Here is a 17,887-nt window from a genome sequence, read left to right on the forward strand (position 1 = left end):
AATATTTTAATCAATAAGAAGGCATCCCCTGAAGGATGCCTTTTAAGATATACATCAACGGAAGACTATTCAAATTTTAATGAGTCACCATCGAATGTTTCATCTGCTACTTTGATAGAGTCTGTTGGACAACCTTCAAAAGCGTCTTGCATATCTTCCAATAGATCCTCTGGAACTTCAGCAGTTCCCATGTTATCATCTAAAATAACGAAGGCAATGCCTTCATCATCATAATCATAAATGTCTGGCGCTGCGGCTCCACATGCGCCACAAGCGATGCATGTATCTTTATCAACTATTGTGTATTTAGCCATTTTATTCTCTCCTTTAACGATGTTCCTACAAAGCTTCATACTCATTTTAAAGATGTTTATCTTACATTTCAACTTAAATACTATTAAATTGGAGGAATTTGCGTCAATGTTTCATCAAATTTTATTGCAAATCTTTCAAAAACTCAATAAAGAGCGGACGATTTCGGCTGCCTATCATGTCCTAAGAGGGAAGCGTTCAGGCCAGACGATTCAAGATATTGGTCTTTTTCAACTGCATCAATATTTTGGCCTCTTGCCAAAACTATCTCGTACTACATTTGATGAGGCTGTAAACTTATTTATGCAGAATAGTTGGTTAAATGTGCAGGAATCTGGTCATTTTTACATGGAAACGCTAGGATTACAACGAGCACAACAAACGCCAACCTTTTTCTTTGATGGTTGGCACTATCGGGGAAATGAGCATGTGTTTTTTGCGAGGCTCTCTCTCATTGTACAAAGTTTGTCACATCAAGCTGCAGCCGTTCGTACCTTTTCACCGATTAGTAGAGATACAATGATTCAAGCGTGGGTGCGAACTTTTTTACAGGCACATCATTATAAGGAAGGTCATTTACAACAGCAATTATTGACAGAATGTAATCATGTGCTAACTATTCTCCCTGTGTCAGATGCAAGCAAACAGCTTGTTCTATATCGTTTAAGTGGTTATCAATTACCAGGATGGACGTGGCAACAACTTGCAGATGAACGGAAGGAAACTGTACTGGATAGTCAATTAGCTTTTATTGAAACCCTACATATATTATTAAATGAAGTGCATCAAAAAATAGATGATTACCCATTACTAGGGCATGTGGCAGAAGGATTAAAAGTTAAAATATTGCTAACAGATTCTGCACAACAAACCGCACAATTATATGAACAAGGTTATTCGATGGAGCAAATTGTTCAAATGAGAAAACTAAAACAAAGTACAATTGAGGATCATTTTGTGGAATTAGCTATGTATGAACCGAACTTTTCTATTGGCCCATTCGTCTCCTATGATGAAGCCCAAAAAGTGTGGCAGGCATCGAAGCAGTATCAAACAAAAAAATTGAAAATATTACATGAAGCTTTAAACGATATGAGTTATTTTCAATTAAGGCTTGTCCTTGCGAAAGGAGAAGTATAAATGGAACTTGAACAATTATTGCATAAGCATTTTGGTTATTCATCATTTCGGCCAGGACAGAAAGAAGTCATTGAGGCATTACTACAAGAACAAGATGTTATTGCCTTATTGCCAACAGGAATGGGAAAATCACTCTGCTACCAGCTACCAGCCTATACATTAGAGAAACCTGTACTAATTGTTTCACCCTTACTGTCATTAATGCAGGATCAAGTAGAAGAGCTGAAGCGTTTTGGGGAAAAGAGGGTGGTAGCTTTAAATTCCTTTTTATCACTAACAGAGAAACGTTATGTATTACATTATTTAGAGCAATATCGTTTTATTTTTACTTCCCCAGAGATGCTGCTCCAGCAACAGGTACAAGAGAAACTGGCGCAGATGAAGCTAGGTTTAATCGTAGTAGATGAGGCACATTGTATCTCACAATGGGGCTTTGATTTTCGACCAGATTATTTACGAATAGGTGACTGGCTATCGAGAGAAAATCGTCCGCCAATTTTGGCATTATCTGCTACGGCAACAAAGAAGGTTGTTCGAGATATACGGGAAACTTTATCTCTCAAAGCTCCATTCGAGTTTATGTATAATGTTGACCGCCCGAATATTCATTTAGGTCGTGTAGTAGTGGAGGATAAGGCTGATAAAGCTAGATGGCTCATGCACCATGTTACGGAAACGGCAGGACCTGGTATTTTATATGTTTCCTCACGTAAACGTGCGCAACAATATAGCGAAGCCTTATTACAAGAGGGCGTTCGTGTTGCTGCATATCATGCTGGCTATGGGGTGGAGGACCGTCAATTTATTCAACAGCAATTTATAGCTGGTGAACTTGATTGGATTGTTGCAACAAACGCTTTTGGTATGGGCATTAATAAGCTTGATATACGGCAGGTCATTCATGAATCAATGCCTGCCAATATAGCGAATTATATGCAGGAGATTGGACGTGCAGGGCGGGATGGTCACTCTGCACTTGCTATATTACTGTATGCTGAAGGTGATGAGGAGCTGGCTAAATTTGTTGTGACAGGCGATTTACCAACTTTACATCATGTTGACCGCTATCAGGAGCTGCTATCTCAGCAAATACAGCCCATCCAAATGCTGAAAAATGGGGAGTTAAGTGAGACAGCCTTCCGTGTGTTAGACTATTGGCTGCAACGAGAGTCTTCGGAACAAGTGAAGGTCCGATTAAATCATTTAGCACTAGAGAAATACAATGCAGTGAATGAAATGCTTCAAATCATACAGACAAAAGACTGTATTCGTGAACATTTAGTCGGGTATTTTGGGCAAAAATTGCAGAAAAAGCCGGAAAACTGTTGTGAAAATTGTGGAATCCATTATGATGTAATCAAGAAAGTACGCTTAAAAGAGAAAAAGAAAGTAGAAATGGCAACGTGGGAAAGTCGATTGCAACAACTATTAATGGGTAATTAGACTAAAACTGACGGTCATTTACTTTTTTCGTAATATTCGTCATAATAGAGATGATAGAAAGCGTAGTAAGGTTGGGGGAAAGGCGAATGAATAAAGAAGATTATCGCGATAAAATAGAAGAGCATCGTCAATCGTTTGAAGATGAGCAAAAAGAACAGCAATCCTTATCAAGAGTTTCCAGAATGAATAAAAACGGTAATAAAAACAAAAAGCCAAAAAATTCGAAACGTAAGACACCGTTAATGACGATTCTGTTTGTTATTTTTATCTTGATACCATTAACAATTCTTATTTATTTTTGGAAATTTTACGAACCAGGAAAAACGATTGAACAAGCCGAAAAGGATACAGCTGAACAGGTTGTCGAATTAGATCCTTCAGAAGCATCTGCGTCAGATAAAGATAAGGAAAAAGATGATAAGGGTCAAGACGCTCAGGGAGATAAGAAGGCTCAAGAGCAATCTCAAAAAGATGCTGATAAATTAGCAGCGGAGCAAAAAGCTGCTGAAGAAGCGAAAAAGGCTCAAGAGGCGAAAAAGGCAGAGGAAGCAAAAAAAGCCGAAGAAGCTCGAAAAGCTGAAGAAGCAAGAATAGCTCAACAACAAGCAGAGGCAGCAAGAAAAGCAGAAGAAGCTAGAAAAGCGGAAGAAGCAAAACAAAATGCTAAAGCAACGACACATACTGTAAAAGCAAATGAGAACTTATACCGAATTGCATTAAATCACTATGGCGATGGCAGTGAAGCGACTTTAGCTAAAATTCGTGCTGCTAATGGGATGTCCTCTAATACTGTAATGGTTGGGCAAGTCATTAAGTTACCTTAATAGAATTTTTTATCGTTATATAGGTTTTCTAGTATAAAATTACAGACAAACGTTCACACCAAAACGTACGTCTGATTTAGCAAAAAGGCGATTCGTTTTTTAAGAAGAATCGCCTTTTTGCTGTCGTAAGGAGAAGTGAGAAAATGCTATATTTAGGGCTATTTCTTTTGGTAGTCATCGCCCCTCCACTTTATATGTGGAAGGTGGCACATGAAAATAATGTATTGTCTCACCAGCTTTCATTACAGGGTGAACAGGAGAAGGTACGATTATTTTTTATTTCAGATGTTCATTTACGTAAAATAAGTAAGAAAATGATTGCACAGTTACAGGGACATCATTTTGATGCAGTAATTATTGGCGGTGATTTTGCGGATAGCCGTACACCGATTGATCGTATTCATGAAAATTTATCATTATTAACGTCCCTTGGACCAACCTATTTTATTTGGGGCAATAATGACAGAGAAATTGGGGAAGAAAGACTGAAGGACATTTTACAGGCATACCATGTTCAAATTATTGTCAATGATGCCGTACAGCTTCCGCTTAAAAATAGCTTTTGGTTAAGTGCTATTGAGGATACAACTGTTAAAGAATATAGTTTTGAAAAAGCTTTTGCAAAGATAGGAGATCAGGATTTAGTTGTTTTTATCGCCCATAATCCAGAGGTTTTTGCGAAAGTTCGGGCTAAATATCGTGCGGATTTAATGATGGGGGGACATTTACATGGAGGGCAAATCAGATTCGGTCCATATGGTGTCCATCCAAATGGTTCCTATCGTCGGCGTGATGGTGTCATGACTTTAGTAAGCAATGGCTATGGGACGACATTAGTACCTTTTCGATTTGGTGCAAAGCCCCAATGTCATATAATTGACATTGATATTTCGAGTAAATAAACAACCAAAACGTGTGAGAAGGCGTATAATAAAAAAGTATCGTCTATTCTATGAAATGTGAAAGCATGGAGCAGCAATTTTTGCTGTTCAAATTCGATTGGAGTGTCAAGAAATGCAGCAAGCAGATGCAATTATTGTTGGAGGAGGCCCATGCGGCTTAGCAGCAGCAATAGCTTTGCAAAATATTGGTTTACAACCTATTGTGATTGAAAAAGGAAATATCGTCAATGCCATCTATCATTACCCTACACATCAAACATTTTTTAGTACGAGTGAACGGTTAGCCATTGGTGATGTACCATTTATTATTGAAGGACGTAAGCCGAAACGCAATCAAGCCCTTGTCTACTATCGAGAGGTCGTCCGTTTAAAAAATATACAAGTTAATCGCTTCGAAAAAGTACAAAGTGTTGTAAAAAATAATGATTTGTTCACGGTAACCTCCGATAAGGAAATATATGAAACGCCCTATGTTGTCATTGCAACAGGTTATTATGATCATCCGAATTATTTAAATATCCATGGTGAGGAGTTACCTAAAGTTTTCCATTACTTTAAAGAGGGCCATGAATTTTTTGATACGGATGTTCTAGTTATAGGCGGCAAAAATTCAGCGATAGATGCCGCGTTAGAATTAAATAAAGCCGGGGCTCGTGTAACCGTAGCCTATCGTGGCAGCGAATACTCTCCAAGCATCAAGCCATGGGTATTACCCGAATTTGAAGGGGTAGTCAAAACTGGAGAAGTTGACATGCTTTTTAATACAAATGTATTGGAAATACGTGAGCACGAAGTTGTTTTAGAAGTAGAGGGCCAAGAGAAAATAGTAAAAAATGATTTCGTTTTTGCTATGACTGGCTATCATCCTGATCACTCCTTTATTAAAGCGATGGGAGTGGACATAGAGAAAGAAACGGGTCGTCCTTATGTTACGCCTGAAACGATGGAAACCAATGTTGAAGGACTATTCATTGCAGGTGTTATTGCAGCAGGAAATAATGCCAATGAAATTTTTATTGAAAATGGTCGTTTCCATGGCGAATGTATCGCTCGAAATATTGAGCAGAGAAAAAAATAACGATCGAGGCTGTATAGGCATGTAGCTTATACAGCCTTTTTAGCAAGGAGGCAGCTCAATGATTGGCTTGTATTGGCTCTTGAGTTATTTAATAGGAAACATCTTGACGGCTTATTTCGTTGGTAAGATATACGGTGTCAATTTGCAGGAAGAGCGTAGTAAAAATTTAGGCGCGCGTAATGCGGGAAGTGTGATTGGGAAAACAGCGTTTATTTTGACTCTGCTTGGCGATTCATTAAAAGGTGTACTTGTTGTCGGATTAGGACGCATGTGGCAATTGGATGAATGGGTCCTTATTGGCGGAGCTGCATGGGTGATAATTGGCCATCTATTTCCGATTTGGCTGAAATGGAATGGAGGGAAAGGTGTAGCTACTTTTATTGGTGTGGGTCTCGCCTTATCGCCAAGTCTTTTTTTATGGATGATTATTGGTACAGCACTTATATCTGCATTTACTAGAAGTCTGACACTTGGCATGGTTGGGGGCTTTGCTTTTTATATAGCCGCAATTATACAAGCAGGGAAATTAGAGCCATATGGACTTTTAATCATGGCAATCGTGTGTATGCTTATTAAGCATATGTCTAATATTCAGGAATCATTGAAAAGAGGGAAGTGAAGGAAATGTATTGGTGTAAAATTGCCAAGACAAATGAAGAATTTGAGGCGATTGCTCGATTGAATTATGAAACATTTGTAGAAGAAATTCCTCAGCATGAGGTAAATGCATCGCGAAAAAAAGTAGATCGATTTCATCAGGAGAATACCTATGTCGTTGTTTATAAGCAAACAGAATTAATTGGCATGGTGGCGTTTAGAGATCAACGACCATTTTCTATTGATGAAAAGATTGGTAAGGTCGAGCAGTATTTATCGAAGGAAAATTGTGAGAAGCTTTGTGAAATTCGTTTGCTTTCCGTGAAGAAAGGTTATCGAACGGGTCGAGTTCTATTGAAGCTTACTCAGGCCTTAACTACATTTGCCTACGAAAAAGGCTATTCTGCTGCAGTGATTTCAGGTACAACGAGAGAGGAAAAACTATATAAGCAGATGGGTTTTAAGCAGTTTGCACCAGCTGTCGGGGAAGAGGGTGCGATGTTTTTACCGATGGTGCTCACTAGACATGAATTTGAACAATCATTACAACATAGACTAACGACGGAACCCTCTACATTTTATCCTGGGCCGGTGAGGCAATTAGAGACAATTGCTCATTCAGATTTATCACATCGTTCATTACCTTTTTATGCGCTTTATGAACGAGTGCAGAAGAGGTTACTGCATTTATCGAAGTCCAATCATGTTGGTGTAATCGTAGGAACGGGAACGCTAGCAAATGAAGTAATGCTTGCACAACTAAAGGCACAGCAATTAGGAAAAGGGCTTATTCTCACAAATGGAGAATTCGGTGAACGTTTACAGAAGCAAGCCGCTCGTTGGTCATTACATTATGATGTGGTAGAAAAAGAATGGGGAACAGTATTTGATGACAAAGAACTGGCTTCACAGCTTGAGACGGGGTCTTATCAGTGGATGTTGGCAGTACATGGTGAGACTTCCACGGGAACTTGTAATAACTTAGATATTCTTAAAAAGCTTGCTAAACAATACAATGTAAAGTTATGTATAGATTGTATTAGTTCGTTCGGTGCCATGCCGTTCTCTTTACAGGACTGCTATTTAGCTACGGCTGTGAGTGGTAAGGCCATTGGTGCGTTAAGTGGGCTAGCATTTGTATTTTCGCAATCACTTGCACCCCCATCTGCCAATCTACCCGCTTATCTTGATTTAGCAAATTATCAGCAAGGTGTCATACCATTTACATTACCTGCTGTATTACTGAGCAATGTGGAGACTGCATTGCAAGCCTATCCAGCACGTTATGAGCAGCTACAGCAACGCTTTCAATCACTGCTGCAGCTACCAATCATGCAATTTCAATATCCAACTACTCAATATCCGATGTTGATAACTGTTCAATTGCCTAATAATTATGCCAACCTACTTATTGATTTAGCATTAAACGGGCTATTCGTTCATGGTGAAAGCCAGTATTTACGCCAAAAGAATTTCATTCAATTTTCTGTGATACAGCCAGATTTTGATGAAGCTTTGGCTCGACTTAGCGAGATACTGGGCTATTATGAACAGGTGATCGAGACTTTAGCGTTACAAGAAAAAGTCCTTTAAATTTAAAGGCGAGCCAGTTGTGTTAAGGCCTATTAATAATTTTAAGCGTGCCTTTTGACCATTAATACCTGTGGCGAATATGGCGCCTAAGTCTTCTAGCATTTTACCGCCGCCCATATAGCCATAAACACCTTCTGCAATTCCATTAAAGCAGCGGGAAACAAGTACAACTGGGATGTCTCGCTGTATAAGGCTTTCAATTCCCTTTACAACAGATGGCGGGACATTCCCTTGACCTAGTCCTTCTAGCACAACACCATCATATTTACATGCAAGCACGACATCCAATAAATCTTCTTCCATTCCAGCGTACACTTTTAGCATTGCGACACGCTTAGTTAAATTGTTAACATCTACATATTGTCGACGAATTGGTGCGTGATGGAATAAGATTCTGGATTTTGTAATAAGGCCAATCGGTCCATATTGTGGAGATTGGAAAGTATTTACAGAACTTGTGCTTGTTTTTGTTGTATTTACAGCAAGATGAACCTCATCATTCATCACAACAAGCACACCTTTATCACGTGCTTCTTCATCAACAGCTACTCGGACTGCCTCTACTAAATTATAAATTCCATCTGCTCCAAGTTCGTTAGATGAACGCATTGCTCCTGTTAGCACAATCGGAATGGCTAAGTTCGTAGTTAGCTCTAAGAAATAGGCGGTTTCTTCCAATGTATCCGTACCGTGGGTGATGACCACACCGTCAATTGGCTGTGCGTCAATTTGTTCCAAAATCAAGTTACGCAATAAAAGCATCTCTTTCGGTGTAATATGTGGAGAAGGAAGGTTAAAAGCTTCTATTTCGATAATGCTTGCTAGTGAAGCCAGTTTATTACTTTCCTTCATTAGAGGATTTTCCTTATTAGGCATGACCGCTCCTTCAGCACTCATCGCCATGGAGATTGTGCCGCCAGTATGAATTAATAAAATTGTTTTTTTCATAAAAAAATAAATCTCCTTTTAAAAAGTTTTTTTGTCATTACATGGTATAATAATAGCAGTCTATTGTTGAAAGGAGCCGGCATCATGATCATTTTATTATCTGCTGCCATTGCTCCCGGTCTAGCGCTTTTTAGTTATTTCTATTTGCGCAATCAGATGGCTACGGAGCCAAGAAGAACTTTACTACAAACGTTTTTATACGGCGCATTTTTAACGTTCCCAATCATGTTTTTACAGTATGTATTAACAGAGGAAGGGGTTTTTCGATATCTTTATCTTCAAGACGTACTATTTTCAAGTGTCATTGAAGAATTTTTTAAATGGTTTGTGCTATTAATTGCCATCTATAATCATATAGAATTTGATGACCCTTACGATGGTATATTGTACGGGGCAAGCATTTCACTTGGCTTTGCTACGATTGAAAATGTTCTTTATTTACTTTCATTTGGCTTAGACACGGCATTTATGCGAGCCTTATTACCAGTATCGAGTCATGCTTTGTTTGGTGTCGTAATGGGCTATTATTATGGACGGGCTAAGTTTTCGAAACTTGTTAAGACAAAAGAGATGATTGCTATGGCGCTTTGTGCACCAGTCGTACTTCACATTCTATACAATACAATATTATCATTCAAAGGTCACTGGGTTTATTTAATGATTCCTTTTATGTTGTTTTTATGGTGGTTTGGCTTGCGCAAAGTGAAGCTTGCACATTATCATCTGGTGCAGCATCTTCACATGCAAAAGAAAATATAAAGCGTAGAAATCGTCAAAGATTTCTACGCTTTATTTCATTTTTATCATGTATAAATTACTCCTTTTGTTTCAAGCTATAAAAAAAGGAGTGATAAAAGTGCGTTTAGTAAGCATACTTTTTGCTTTGATATTAGGAATTAGTATAATTGCGATTCCTCAAAATGATGCAAATGCATTTAGCGATCAGCAAATTACTCGAGGTGCCTATGGAGATGATGTCATTGAATTGCAAGCAAGGCTACAATACTTAGGTTTTTATAAGAGTAAAATTGATGGCAAATTTGGCTACAACACATACTGGGCTTTACGTAATTTCCAAGAAAATTATGGGTTACCAGTAGACGGAATTGCAGGCGATAAGACAAAGAAAGCGTTAACGGGCAATTCAGATTATGACGAAAAATGGGTGAAAGCTCAATTAAATGCAGGAAATCAATTTACTTATTATGGTGGGCAGCCACTTGATCAGCAAGTGAAAAAGAATACTAGTGGTGGCAGTAGCAATAGTAGTGGAAGTAGTAATAATAATGGAACACAGACACAAGTTCCTCCCAAATATACAGAGCGTGATTTACAGCTAATGGCGAATGCGGTATATGGAGAGGCAAGGGGAGAACCATATGAAGGACAAGTAGCGGTTGCCGCAGTTATTTTAAATCGTTTGGAAAGCCCAGATTTCCCGAATACTATTTCAGGTATCATTTTCCAACCGTTAGCATTTACGGCCGTTGCAGATGGGCAAATTTGGCTTGAGCCAAATGAGCGAGCGAAAGAAGCGGTTATTGATGCCATGAACGGCTGGGACCCTTCTGAAAATGCATTGTATTATTTCAATCCAAAAACTGCAACGAGCAAATGGATTTGGTCACGTCCACAAATTAAACAAATTGGAGAGCATATTTTCTGTTCATAGAAAGGAGGAACCTAGATGAAAACTTGGCTCGTGGTCTTAACGATTGCCGTTATTGGGTTAGGGGCATACAGCATTGATTTACATGGAGATAAAGAAGATTTACAACGTACCGTGCTAGCACAATATACAGATAAGTTAACGGATGCATCTGAAAAACTTTCCCATCTTCAACGCTCAGTATCACAATCCCTGTTGTTTCAAGACGAGCAGGCGATTCACAATGAACTAGATTCGGTTTGGCGTTTAAGCTCAGAAGTTCGTTCTTCAATTGCGAATATTCCAATAGGACAAGAACTATCAAGTGAATGGATGAACTATCTAGGGCGACTTGGCGATGAAGCAAAAAGGACAGCGAAAACAGGGGATTATGAAGCTTGGCGTGAAAAAATGCCCCAGGTTTCAACGAATTTACAATCTCTTTCCGATGAATGGACAGCTGCAACCGTCGATTTCTATAAGCATGATGGGAAAATGGATGTTTGGCTACAGCAAGTAGATAATAAAAATCCAAATAGCCAATTTGATACTGTAAAGGATACATTAAAGGGCTACGGCGAAAAGGATTTCCCGTTAACTTTATCTGAATCTGATTGGCAGAAAAAAATTGAGTTAAAGGCATTACAGGATGCAGTTATTACCGAAAAAGAAGCACTAGAGAAGGTGAAATACTTATTCCCAGTCATTAAAGATGCTACATTTACAGTTACAAAAAGTAGTGATACAGCACCATATCCTTTTTATCATATCCAATTCCACCAAGGGATTCGATTAGGCTATGTTGATTTAACAGAAAAGGGTGGACATTTATTATCCTATTTAGTAGAACGTCCTGTGGATGAAGCCAAGTTATCACAAGAGGAAATCATGAAAAAAGCGCAGGAATATGTGAAGAAATTAGGCATGAAAGATGTAGCCTATGTGGAATCACGAGAAAATCATCAAGCTTGGCATGTGACATTTGCTCGTGTCCATCCTGGAGATAATGCGTTAATCTACGCTGATGGTGTTCAATTGAAAGTGGCGAAAGATACAGGTGAGCTGTTAGGTGCAAATGCAATGGAATATATTCAAGAAGAAAATATTAAAAAGCAAACAGCTAAGCCGATTGATTGGAAAACGTTCTTCCAAGACGATATCCAAGTACAAGAGGTAAAAAATATCTACACAGATAATGGACAATTTGAGCAACGTCTTTGCTATGAGGTCATTGCATTGCGTGATGGTAATACACAGGAAACATTTAGAATTGTTATTGATGCGGAAAACCATAATGTATTAAAAGTGGAATATCTAACTTAATCAATGATGCTTCCGCTCTGTATCAACTTGACATGAAAATACTACCAATTTTTATAGCCAAAATAAGCTTCTCATGAGATAATTAAACTATATTTTTCGCACGGGGAGATGCTCATGGAAATAAAAATTGGTACACAATTACAACTTGAACCAACTTATACAGAGCGTTTGGAGAAATTCCGCTGTAAAGTTGTAGAGCAAAAAGATAATATTCTATATATTGATTATCCGGTTAATATGGTAACAAAGAAAACGGCATTTTTAATAGATGGCTCAGAATTTAGAGCAACTTTTCGTACTGAGGATAAGCAATCCTTTGCCTTTAATACAGAGGTAGTTGGCCGTAAAGCAGGTAATATACCAATGATTATGTTGCATTGTCCAACACCAGAGGAGTTTATAAAAATTCAGCGACGAGAATACGTTCGTGTGGAGACACAAGTAGACGTTGCCATTCAGTTGAAAGACTATAAATATCAGCTTGTGACTGTGGATATTAGTGCAGGAGGCCTAGCAGTCATGTTGAAAGGTCAAGTAGCTTTCACTGAGGGTGATGAAGTAAAACTAACTATTGTATTGCCATTTGCCAATGGAGATGTCAAGTATGTCATTACGGAAGCGCTGATCGTACGTATTTTTGAAAAAGAGGATAAACGCATTGCAACAATCCAACTAACAGATACAGATGACGTCGATCAACAGCATATTGTCCGTTTTTGCTTTGAACGTCAATTAGTCAATCGTCGTAAAGAAATGAACCCTTTTAATGTTTAATATCCTTTATGAATATTTTGATGAAGCCCTCTCCTAGTAGAGGGCTTTTTTGAGGTTATATGATACAATAAGAGGTGCAGAAAGTAGGGAAGAATATGAAGAAAAACATTCAAATTGCGATAGACGGGCCTGCTGGTGCTGGCAAAAGTACAATCGCGAAAATTGTTGCTGAAGCACTTGGCTTTACTTACATTGACACAGGGGCAATGTATCGAGCAGTTACGTATAAAGCGATGCAACAAAACATACATTTAGATGATGAAGCAAAATTAGCAGAGATGCTTGAAGTAAGCACAATTGAATTAAAACCATCACCTCAGGGACAGCTTGTTTTTTTAGATGGTCACAATGTGTCAGCGGAAATACGCTCTAATGAGGTCACTTCATCAGTCTCACAAGTAGCTGCCCATGCGAAGGTTCGTGAGCTATTAGTTGCTCAACAGCAAAAACTTGCAGCTAATGGCGGTGTTGTCATGGATGGCCGCGATATTGCTACACATGTCTTAAAGGATGCAGAACTAAAGATTTTCATGTCTGCAACAGTAGAGGAGCGTGCTAGACGACGCTTGATTGATAATCAAAAAAGAGGAATTGAGTCCTCTCTTGAAAAACTTCAGGAAGAAATAGCGCTACGTGATAAAAAGGATAGTGAGCGTGAAGCATCGCCACTGATTCAAGCTGAAGATGCGATTTTTTTAGATACAACAGCATTGTCCATTGATGATGCAGCACAAGCTATTTTAAAATTAGCAGAAGAAAAAATGCTATAAATCCTAAAATTTCAGACATTTTTAGAATTTAAAGGATTTATTTTTGTCTTTGTCTTCAATATCGAATAAAATAGTAAGGGAAGATGCGAAGGAGGGTTACATATGTCTGAAGAAATGAACTATGCAGAACAAACGTTTAACGAGGGTGATATCGTCAAAGGCATTGCCGCGCAAGTTGATGAAAAGGCAGTATCTGTATCAATTCCAGGTGCTCCGTTTGATGGTATTGTACCGATTAGTGAATTATCAAGCTTACACATTGAGAAAGCGTCTGATGTCATCTCAGTTGGAGATGAATTAGAATTGATGATTACAAAGGTTGAAGAAGAAAACTTTGTCCTATCAAAACGTAAAGTGGATGCTCTAAAAGCATGGGATACACTGGAGCAGCAATTTGCAGCTGAGGAAATCTTTGAAGCGGAAGTAAAGGATATTGTTAAAGGTGGTCTTGTCGTAGATTTAGGTGTACGTGGCTTTGTACCAGCATCGCTTGTAGAGGACTATTTTGTTGATGATTTTGAAGGCTATAAAGGGCAAACATTAAGCTTTAAAATTGTTGAGCTTGATAAGGATAAGAATCGCCTTATTTTATCTCACCGAGCAGTGGTTGAAGCAGAGAAAGCTTCACAAAAGAAAAATGTGATTAATCAAATAAAAGCTGGCGATGTATTGGATGGTAAAGTACAGCGTCTCGCGTCATTTGGTGCATTTATCGACCTAGGTGGTATTGATGGTCTTGTACACATCTCGCAAGTATCACATGAGCATGTGAGTGATGTGAGTGAGGTTTTAGCTGAAGGACAAGATGTAAAAGTAAAAGTTCTATCAGTGGACCCAGAAAATGAACGTATTTCTTTATCTATTAAGGAAACAATTCCTGGACCATGGTCTAATATTGAAGAACGTGCCGCTAAAGGCACTATTTTAGACGGTAGAGTGAAGCGACTTACTTCATTTGGCGCATTTGTGGAAGTATTCCCAGGCGTTGAAGGTTTAGTGCATATATCGCAAATTGCGCATAAGCACATTAACACGCCTCATGAAGCACTAAAAGAGGGACAAGAAGTACAGGTAAAGGTTCTTGATGTCAACGCTGACGAAGGCCGTCTAGCCCTTAGCATTAAAGAATTATTAGAAAATCCTGAAGCAGAAGAAGTAATCGACTATGAATTACCTGAAGAGAATACAGGCTTCTCATTCGGTGATGTGATTGGCGATAAACTAAAAAACTTTAAATAATGTATAAAGCGAGGATGCATAATTGTATCCTCGCTATTTTTATGGTTGATAGGATTTTGAAAGTGAAGGATAGCGATTGAGGAGTGGATAAAATCTTTGAATTGAAGGATACAACTTTAAAAGTAGCGGATAAGATTTCAGAAGTGAAGGATAGCAAATAAGAAGAGGATAAAATCTTTGAATTGAAGGATAAAACTCTAAAAGTAGCGGATAAGATTCTCAAAATAAAGGATAGGAATTAAAAAGGCGATAGAACCTTTATAACATCTGATAGAGCGCTTAAAAAAATGAGGGAACACCTTTTATCACCATACATAGCGTTCTACATTATGGATATGATATGATATAATGGCATTTTTCGTGTATAATAGCGAAAGACAAGAAGTTGGAAGGATGAAGTACAGATGACGAAACCAGTAGTAGCCATCGTAGGTCGTCCGAACGTAGGTAAGTCGACGATTTTTAATCGTATCGTTGGAGAACGTGTTTCGATTGTGGAGGATATCCCAGGCGTAACACGTGACCGTATTTATAGTTCGGCAGAGTGGTTAACACACGATTTTAATATTATTGATACAGGTGGCATTGAAATTGGAGACGAGCCGTTTTTAGAACAAATTCGTCAACAAGCTGAAATCGCTATTGATGAAGCAGACGTTATTATTTTCATGACAAATGGTCGTGAAGGGGTAACGGCAGCAGATGAGCAAGTTGCTAAAATTCTATACAAAACAAAAAAACCAGTCGTATTAGCGGTCAATAAAATTGATAATCCTGATATGCGTGAAATGATTTATGATTTTTATGCACTTGGCTTCGGTGAACCTTGGCCTATTTCAGGTTCCCACGGTTTAGGTTTAGGGGATTTATTGGACGAATGTGCGAAACATTTCCCGAAAGAAGATGAAGAACAATACGGTGATGATGTCATTAAATTCTCTTTAATTGGTCGCCCGAATGTTGGGAAATCCTCTTTAGTGAATGCTTTCCTAGGGCAGGAACGTGTTATTGTTAGTAATATTGCAGGGACAACACGTGATGCGATTGATACGCCTTATGCATATGATGGACAGGAATATGTCATTATTGATACGGCGGGTATGCGTAAAAAAGGAAAGATCTATGAAACAACCGAGAAATATTCTGTGTTACGTGCGCTACGTGCTATTGAACGCTCAGACGTTGTTTTAGTAGTGCTGAATGCAGAAGAAGGTATTCAGGAGCAAGATAAAAAAATCGCTGGCTATGCACATGAGGCTGGAAAAGCTGTGATCATTGTTGTGAATAAATGGGATGCCATTGAAAAAGATGAAAAAACAATGAATGTCTTTACACACCAAATTCGTGAGCATTTCCTATTTTTAGATTATGCCCCAATTATTTTTGTATCGGCGAATACAAAACAGCGTGTGCATCAAATTTTACCGATTATCCAACGTGTCAGCGAGAATCATGCGATGCGTATTCAGTCCTCTATTTTAAATGAAGTGATTGAGGACTCAGTGGCTCGTAATCCAGCACCGACAGATAAAGGTCGTCGTTTACGTATTTACTATGCTACTCAGGTAGCGATTAAGCCACCAACATTCGTTGTTTTTGTGAATGAACCTGAGCTTATGCATTTTTCATACGAACGCTTCTTAGAAAATCGCATCCGCGAAACATTTGACTTTGAAGGGACGCCAATTCGTTTAATTACACGTGCGCGTGCTTAAGGCAATAGCTATAGACATACAATACGCCAACCCGACATTATTGTTGGGTGGCGTCTTTTTACAAGAAAGAACTTACTTAATAGACAACCCAACAAAGGGAGGATTTTGTTATGGAAAAAGTTTGTGTGTTAGGGGCAGGCTCATGGGGTACTGCACTGGCAATGGTACTAGCGGAAAATGGACATGATACGCTTGTATGGACACATAGAGCTGAGCAGGCAGAAGAAATCAATCATCTGCATACGAATAAAAAATATTTACCAGAAACCATTCTACCTGTAAATTTACATGCGACGAGTGATATGGCGCAGGTAGCTACTCATGCAGAAACCATTGTTGTGGCTGTTCCAACAAAAGCGATTCGTGAAGTATGCGAGAAACTAACGGCTGAATTAACAAAAAAAGTGTTGTTTGTCCATGTTTCGAAAGGAATTGAGCCTGACTCATTAAAACGAATATCTGAGATTTTAGCAGAAAGCTTACCAGCAATGTATGTGGAAGAAATTGTTGTTCTTTCTGGGCCAAGTCATGCAGAAGAAGTGGTACTGCATCATCCTACAACGGTTACTGCAGCTTGTGCTAATATTGATGCTGCTGAAAAGGTACAGGATTTATTTATGAATCAGTTCTTCCGCGTCTATACAAATGAAGATATCATTGGTGTAGAAATAGGAGGAGCGTTGAAAAACGTTATCGCTTTAGCGGCAGGTATTACTGATGGCTTAAATTATGGAGACAATGCAAAAGCGGCACTTATTACGCGAGGTCTTGCAGAAATTTCACGGTTAGGTGTAAAAATGGGTGGTAATCCATTTACGTTCTCAGGGCTTACAGGTATGGGGGACTTAATTGTAACCTGTACAAGTGTCCACTCGCGAAACTGGCGTGCAGGTAATATGTTAGGGCAAGGTATGAAGCTACAAGAAGTGCTGGATCAAATGGGCATGGTCGTAGAAGGTGTCCGTACCACGAAGGCAGCCTATCAATTAGCAGAGAAATATGATGTCGCCATGCCGATTTCCACAGAGCTCTATAGTGTGCTATTTAATGACGTTGAACCGAAAGTGGCAGTAGATGCCTTAATGATGCGTATGAAAAAACGAGAAATAGACGATATGAAGCATTAATATTAATTTTTTGATTAGACTTGTCATTAAATGGACATAAATAAGGTGTCTCAACGAATCTGTTGAGACGCCTTATTGTGTGCCACTAGTTGAATAGAAATACATGCTAAAAGAGTTGTCCATTTCTTGATAGTTATGGGACAACTATTTCTTTTTAGCAAAAGCACATAGTATAATATACTTTGATTGTGTCTTGACATTCAAAGAAAGGTGGTTTTTTGAAATGGGCCCGTTAGCTCATATGCCTGCGCTTGATGTAATGTGGGTGTCGTTTTATTGCATCGCATTTATGATTATATCAGTCGGCTTAATTTATTTAGCGCGAAATAAGATTTCAAATGTATTTTTACGAACAGTCGTAAATTTATGTGCATACATACTGTTTGGACTTGGCACATTTTTAATGGTACTTGTAGTTGCCACTTGGCCAGCATAAATAATAATGAGGTGTCAG

General features: G+C 38.6%; 18 protein-coding genes. 16 read left to right on the forward strand and 2 right to left on the reverse strand.

The genetic code is table 11. The features are described 5' to 3' along the window. Positions 1–65: 65 nt before the first annotated feature. Positions 66–314, reverse strand: a complete 249-nt coding sequence (locus LBYS11_RS06735; RefSeq protein ID WP_004232564.1) for a ferredoxin — start codon at positions 312–314, stop codon at positions 66–68. Between the two features lie 106 nt (positions 315–420). On the opposite strand from LBYS11_RS06735, the gene LBYS11_RS06740 reads away from it, so the two are divergent. The 7 genes from LBYS11_RS06740 (at position 421) to LBYS11_RS06770 (ending at position 7,889) form a co-directional block, all read left to right on the forward strand. Further along, positions 421–1,452 (forward strand): YpbB family protein, encoded by a 1,032-nt coding sequence (locus LBYS11_RS06740; protein WP_048389783.1) that lies wholly within the window; start codon positions 421–423, stop codon positions 1,450–1,452. After that, positions 1,453–2,895, forward strand: coding sequence for a RecQ family ATP-dependent DNA helicase (locus LBYS11_RS06745; RefSeq protein ID WP_103117712.1), 1,443 nt, complete (start codon positions 1,453–1,455; stop codon positions 2,893–2,895). A gap of 86 nt (positions 2,896–2,981) precedes the next feature. Further along, entirely contained in the window at positions 2,982–3,719 is a 738-nt protein-coding gene (locus LBYS11_RS06750; protein WP_054550700.1) for a LysM peptidoglycan-binding domain-containing protein, read from the forward strand. 143 nt (positions 3,720–3,862) lie between these two features. Continuing rightward, positions 3,863–4,621, forward strand: coding sequence for a metallophosphoesterase (locus tag LBYS11_RS06755; RefSeq protein WP_103117713.1), 759 nt, complete (start codon positions 3,863–3,865; stop codon positions 4,619–4,621). A 112-nt stretch (positions 4,622–4,733) separates the two neighbouring features. After that, complete coding sequence (locus LBYS11_RS06760) at positions 4,734–5,699, forward strand: YpdA family putative bacillithiol disulfide reductase (protein WP_103117714.1); 966 nt, start codon at positions 4,734–4,736, stop codon at positions 5,697–5,699. Positions 5,700–5,757: 58 nt separating this feature from the next. Next, entirely contained in the window at positions 5,758–6,318 is a 561-nt protein-coding gene (locus tag LBYS11_RS06765) for a glycerol-3-phosphate acyltransferase (protein WP_054550703.1), read from the forward strand. Positions 6,319–6,323: 5 nt separating this feature from the next. Beyond that, a complete protein-coding gene (locus LBYS11_RS06770) occupies positions 6,324–7,889 on the forward strand; it encodes an aminotransferase class V-fold PLP-dependent enzyme (RefSeq protein ID WP_103119058.1) in 1,566 nt (521 codons plus the stop codon). Here the strand turns inward: LBYS11_RS06770 and LBYS11_RS06775 are convergent. Further along, positions 7,869–8,837 (reverse strand): asparaginase, encoded by a 969-nt coding sequence (locus tag LBYS11_RS06775; RefSeq protein WP_066037611.1) that lies wholly within the window; start codon positions 8,835–8,837, stop codon positions 7,869–7,871. The genes LBYS11_RS06770 and LBYS11_RS06775 overlap by 21 nt on opposite strands. Before the next feature lie 84 nt (positions 8,838–8,921). Between LBYS11_RS06775 and prsW the strand changes: the two genes are divergently transcribed. From prsW to LBYS11_RS06820, 9 genes are all read left to right on the forward strand, one after another. Beyond that, positions 8,922–9,596 carry a glutamic-type intramembrane protease PrsW gene (prsW, locus tag LBYS11_RS06780; RefSeq protein WP_004232588.1) on the forward strand — a complete coding sequence of 225 codons (675 nt, stop codon included), beginning with the start codon at positions 8,922–8,924 and terminating at the stop codon, positions 9,594–9,596. A 97-nt stretch (positions 9,597–9,693) separates the two neighbouring features. Beyond that, a complete protein-coding gene (gene sleB / locus LBYS11_RS06785) occupies positions 9,694–10,509 on the forward strand; it encodes a spore cortex-lytic enzyme (RefSeq protein ID WP_103117715.1) in 816 nt (271 codons plus the stop codon). Between the two features lie 15 nt (positions 10,510–10,524). After that, complete coding sequence (locus LBYS11_RS06790; protein ID WP_048389800.1) at positions 10,525–11,808, forward strand: PepSY1/2 domain-containing protein; 1,284 nt, start codon at positions 10,525–10,527, stop codon at positions 11,806–11,808. Positions 11,809–11,922: 114 nt separating this feature from the next. After that, positions 11,923–12,582 carry a flagellar brake protein gene (locus LBYS11_RS06795; RefSeq protein ID WP_066037612.1) on the forward strand — a complete coding sequence of 220 codons (660 nt, stop codon included), beginning with the start codon at positions 11,923–11,925 and terminating at the stop codon, positions 12,580–12,582. 95 nt (positions 12,583–12,677) lie between these two features. Continuing rightward, complete coding sequence (gene cmk / locus LBYS11_RS06800) at positions 12,678–13,352, forward strand: (d)CMP kinase (protein ID WP_103117716.1); 675 nt, start codon at positions 12,678–12,680, stop codon at positions 13,350–13,352. Positions 13,353–13,454: 102 nt separating this feature from the next. Continuing rightward, a complete protein-coding gene (gene rpsA, locus LBYS11_RS06805) occupies positions 13,455–14,591 on the forward strand; it encodes a 30S ribosomal protein S1 (RefSeq protein WP_048389803.1) in 1,137 nt (378 codons plus the stop codon). 404 nt (positions 14,592–14,995) lie between these two features. Then, positions 14,996–16,306 carry a ribosome biogenesis GTPase Der gene (der, locus tag LBYS11_RS06810; protein ID WP_103117717.1) on the forward strand — a complete coding sequence of 437 codons (1,311 nt, stop codon included), beginning with the start codon at positions 14,996–14,998 and terminating at the stop codon, positions 16,304–16,306. Positions 16,307–16,416: 110 nt separating this feature from the next. Beyond that, complete coding sequence (locus LBYS11_RS06815; protein ID WP_103117718.1) at positions 16,417–17,433, forward strand: NAD(P)H-dependent glycerol-3-phosphate dehydrogenase; 1,017 nt, start codon at positions 16,417–16,419, stop codon at positions 17,431–17,433. A 223-nt stretch (positions 17,434–17,656) separates the two neighbouring features. Continuing rightward, positions 17,657–17,869 (forward strand): DUF2768 domain-containing protein, encoded by a 213-nt coding sequence (locus LBYS11_RS06820; RefSeq protein WP_004232605.1) that lies wholly within the window; start codon positions 17,657–17,659, stop codon positions 17,867–17,869. The last annotated feature ends 18 nt before the right edge of the window (positions 17,870–17,887 follow it).

Origin of the sequence: Lysinibacillus sp. YS11 (genome assembly GCF_002896375.1) — a bacterium.
Classification (GTDB): Bacteria; Bacillota; Bacilli; order Bacillales_A; family Planococcaceae; genus Lysinibacillus; species Lysinibacillus capsici.

What these genes read in the sequence shown, in the direction of transcription:
- LBYS11_RS06815 (WP_103117718.1), top strand. Translation starts at nt 16,417, where the DNA reads ATGGAAAAAGTTTGTGTGTTAGGGGCAGGCTCATGGGGTACTGCACTG.
- LBYS11_RS06735 (WP_004232564.1), bottom strand. Translation starts at nt 314, where the DNA reads ATGGCTAAATACACAATAGTTGATAAAGATACATGCATCGCTTGTGGC.
- LBYS11_RS06790 (WP_048389800.1), top strand. Translation starts at nt 10,525, where the DNA reads ATGAAAACTTGGCTCGTGGTCTTAACGATTGCCGTTATTGGGTTAGGG.
- LBYS11_RS06795 (WP_066037612.1), top strand. Translation starts at nt 11,923, where the DNA reads ATGGAAATAAAAATTGGTACACAATTACAACTTGAACCAACTTATACA.
- cmk (WP_103117716.1), top strand. Translation starts at nt 12,678, where the DNA reads ATGAAGAAAAACATTCAAATTGCGATAGACGGGCCTGCTGGTGCTGGC.
- LBYS11_RS06745 (WP_103117712.1), top strand. Translation starts at nt 1,453, where the DNA reads ATGGAACTTGAACAATTATTGCATAAGCATTTTGGTTATTCATCATTT.
- LBYS11_RS06770 (WP_103119058.1), top strand. Translation starts at nt 6,324, where the DNA reads ATGTATTGGTGTAAAATTGCCAAGACAAATGAAGAATTTGAGGCGATT.
- rpsA (WP_048389803.1), top strand. Translation starts at nt 13,455, where the DNA reads ATGTCTGAAGAAATGAACTATGCAGAACAAACGTTTAACGAGGGTGAT.
- LBYS11_RS06750 (WP_054550700.1), top strand. Translation starts at nt 2,982, where the DNA reads ATGAATAAAGAAGATTATCGCGATAAAATAGAAGAGCATCGTCAATCG.
- LBYS11_RS06740 (WP_048389783.1), top strand. Translation starts at nt 421, where the DNA reads ATGTTTCATCAAATTTTATTGCAAATCTTTCAAAAACTCAATAAAGAG.
- LBYS11_RS06765 (WP_054550703.1), top strand. Translation starts at nt 5,758, where the DNA reads ATGATTGGCTTGTATTGGCTCTTGAGTTATTTAATAGGAAACATCTTG.
- LBYS11_RS06760 (WP_103117714.1), top strand. Translation starts at nt 4,734, where the DNA reads ATGCAGCAAGCAGATGCAATTATTGTTGGAGGAGGCCCATGCGGCTTA.
- LBYS11_RS06755 (WP_103117713.1), top strand. Translation starts at nt 3,863, where the DNA reads ATGCTATATTTAGGGCTATTTCTTTTGGTAGTCATCGCCCCTCCACTT.
- LBYS11_RS06775 (WP_066037611.1), bottom strand. Translation starts at nt 8,837, where the DNA reads ATGAAAAAAACAATTTTATTAATTCATACTGGCGGCACAATCTCCATG.
- prsW (WP_004232588.1), top strand. Translation starts at nt 8,922, where the DNA reads ATGATCATTTTATTATCTGCTGCCATTGCTCCCGGTCTAGCGCTTTTT.
- LBYS11_RS06820 (WP_004232605.1), top strand. Translation starts at nt 17,657, where the DNA reads ATGGGCCCGTTAGCTCATATGCCTGCGCTTGATGTAATGTGGGTGTCG.
- der (WP_103117717.1), top strand. Translation starts at nt 14,996, where the DNA reads ATGACGAAACCAGTAGTAGCCATCGTAGGTCGTCCGAACGTAGGTAAG.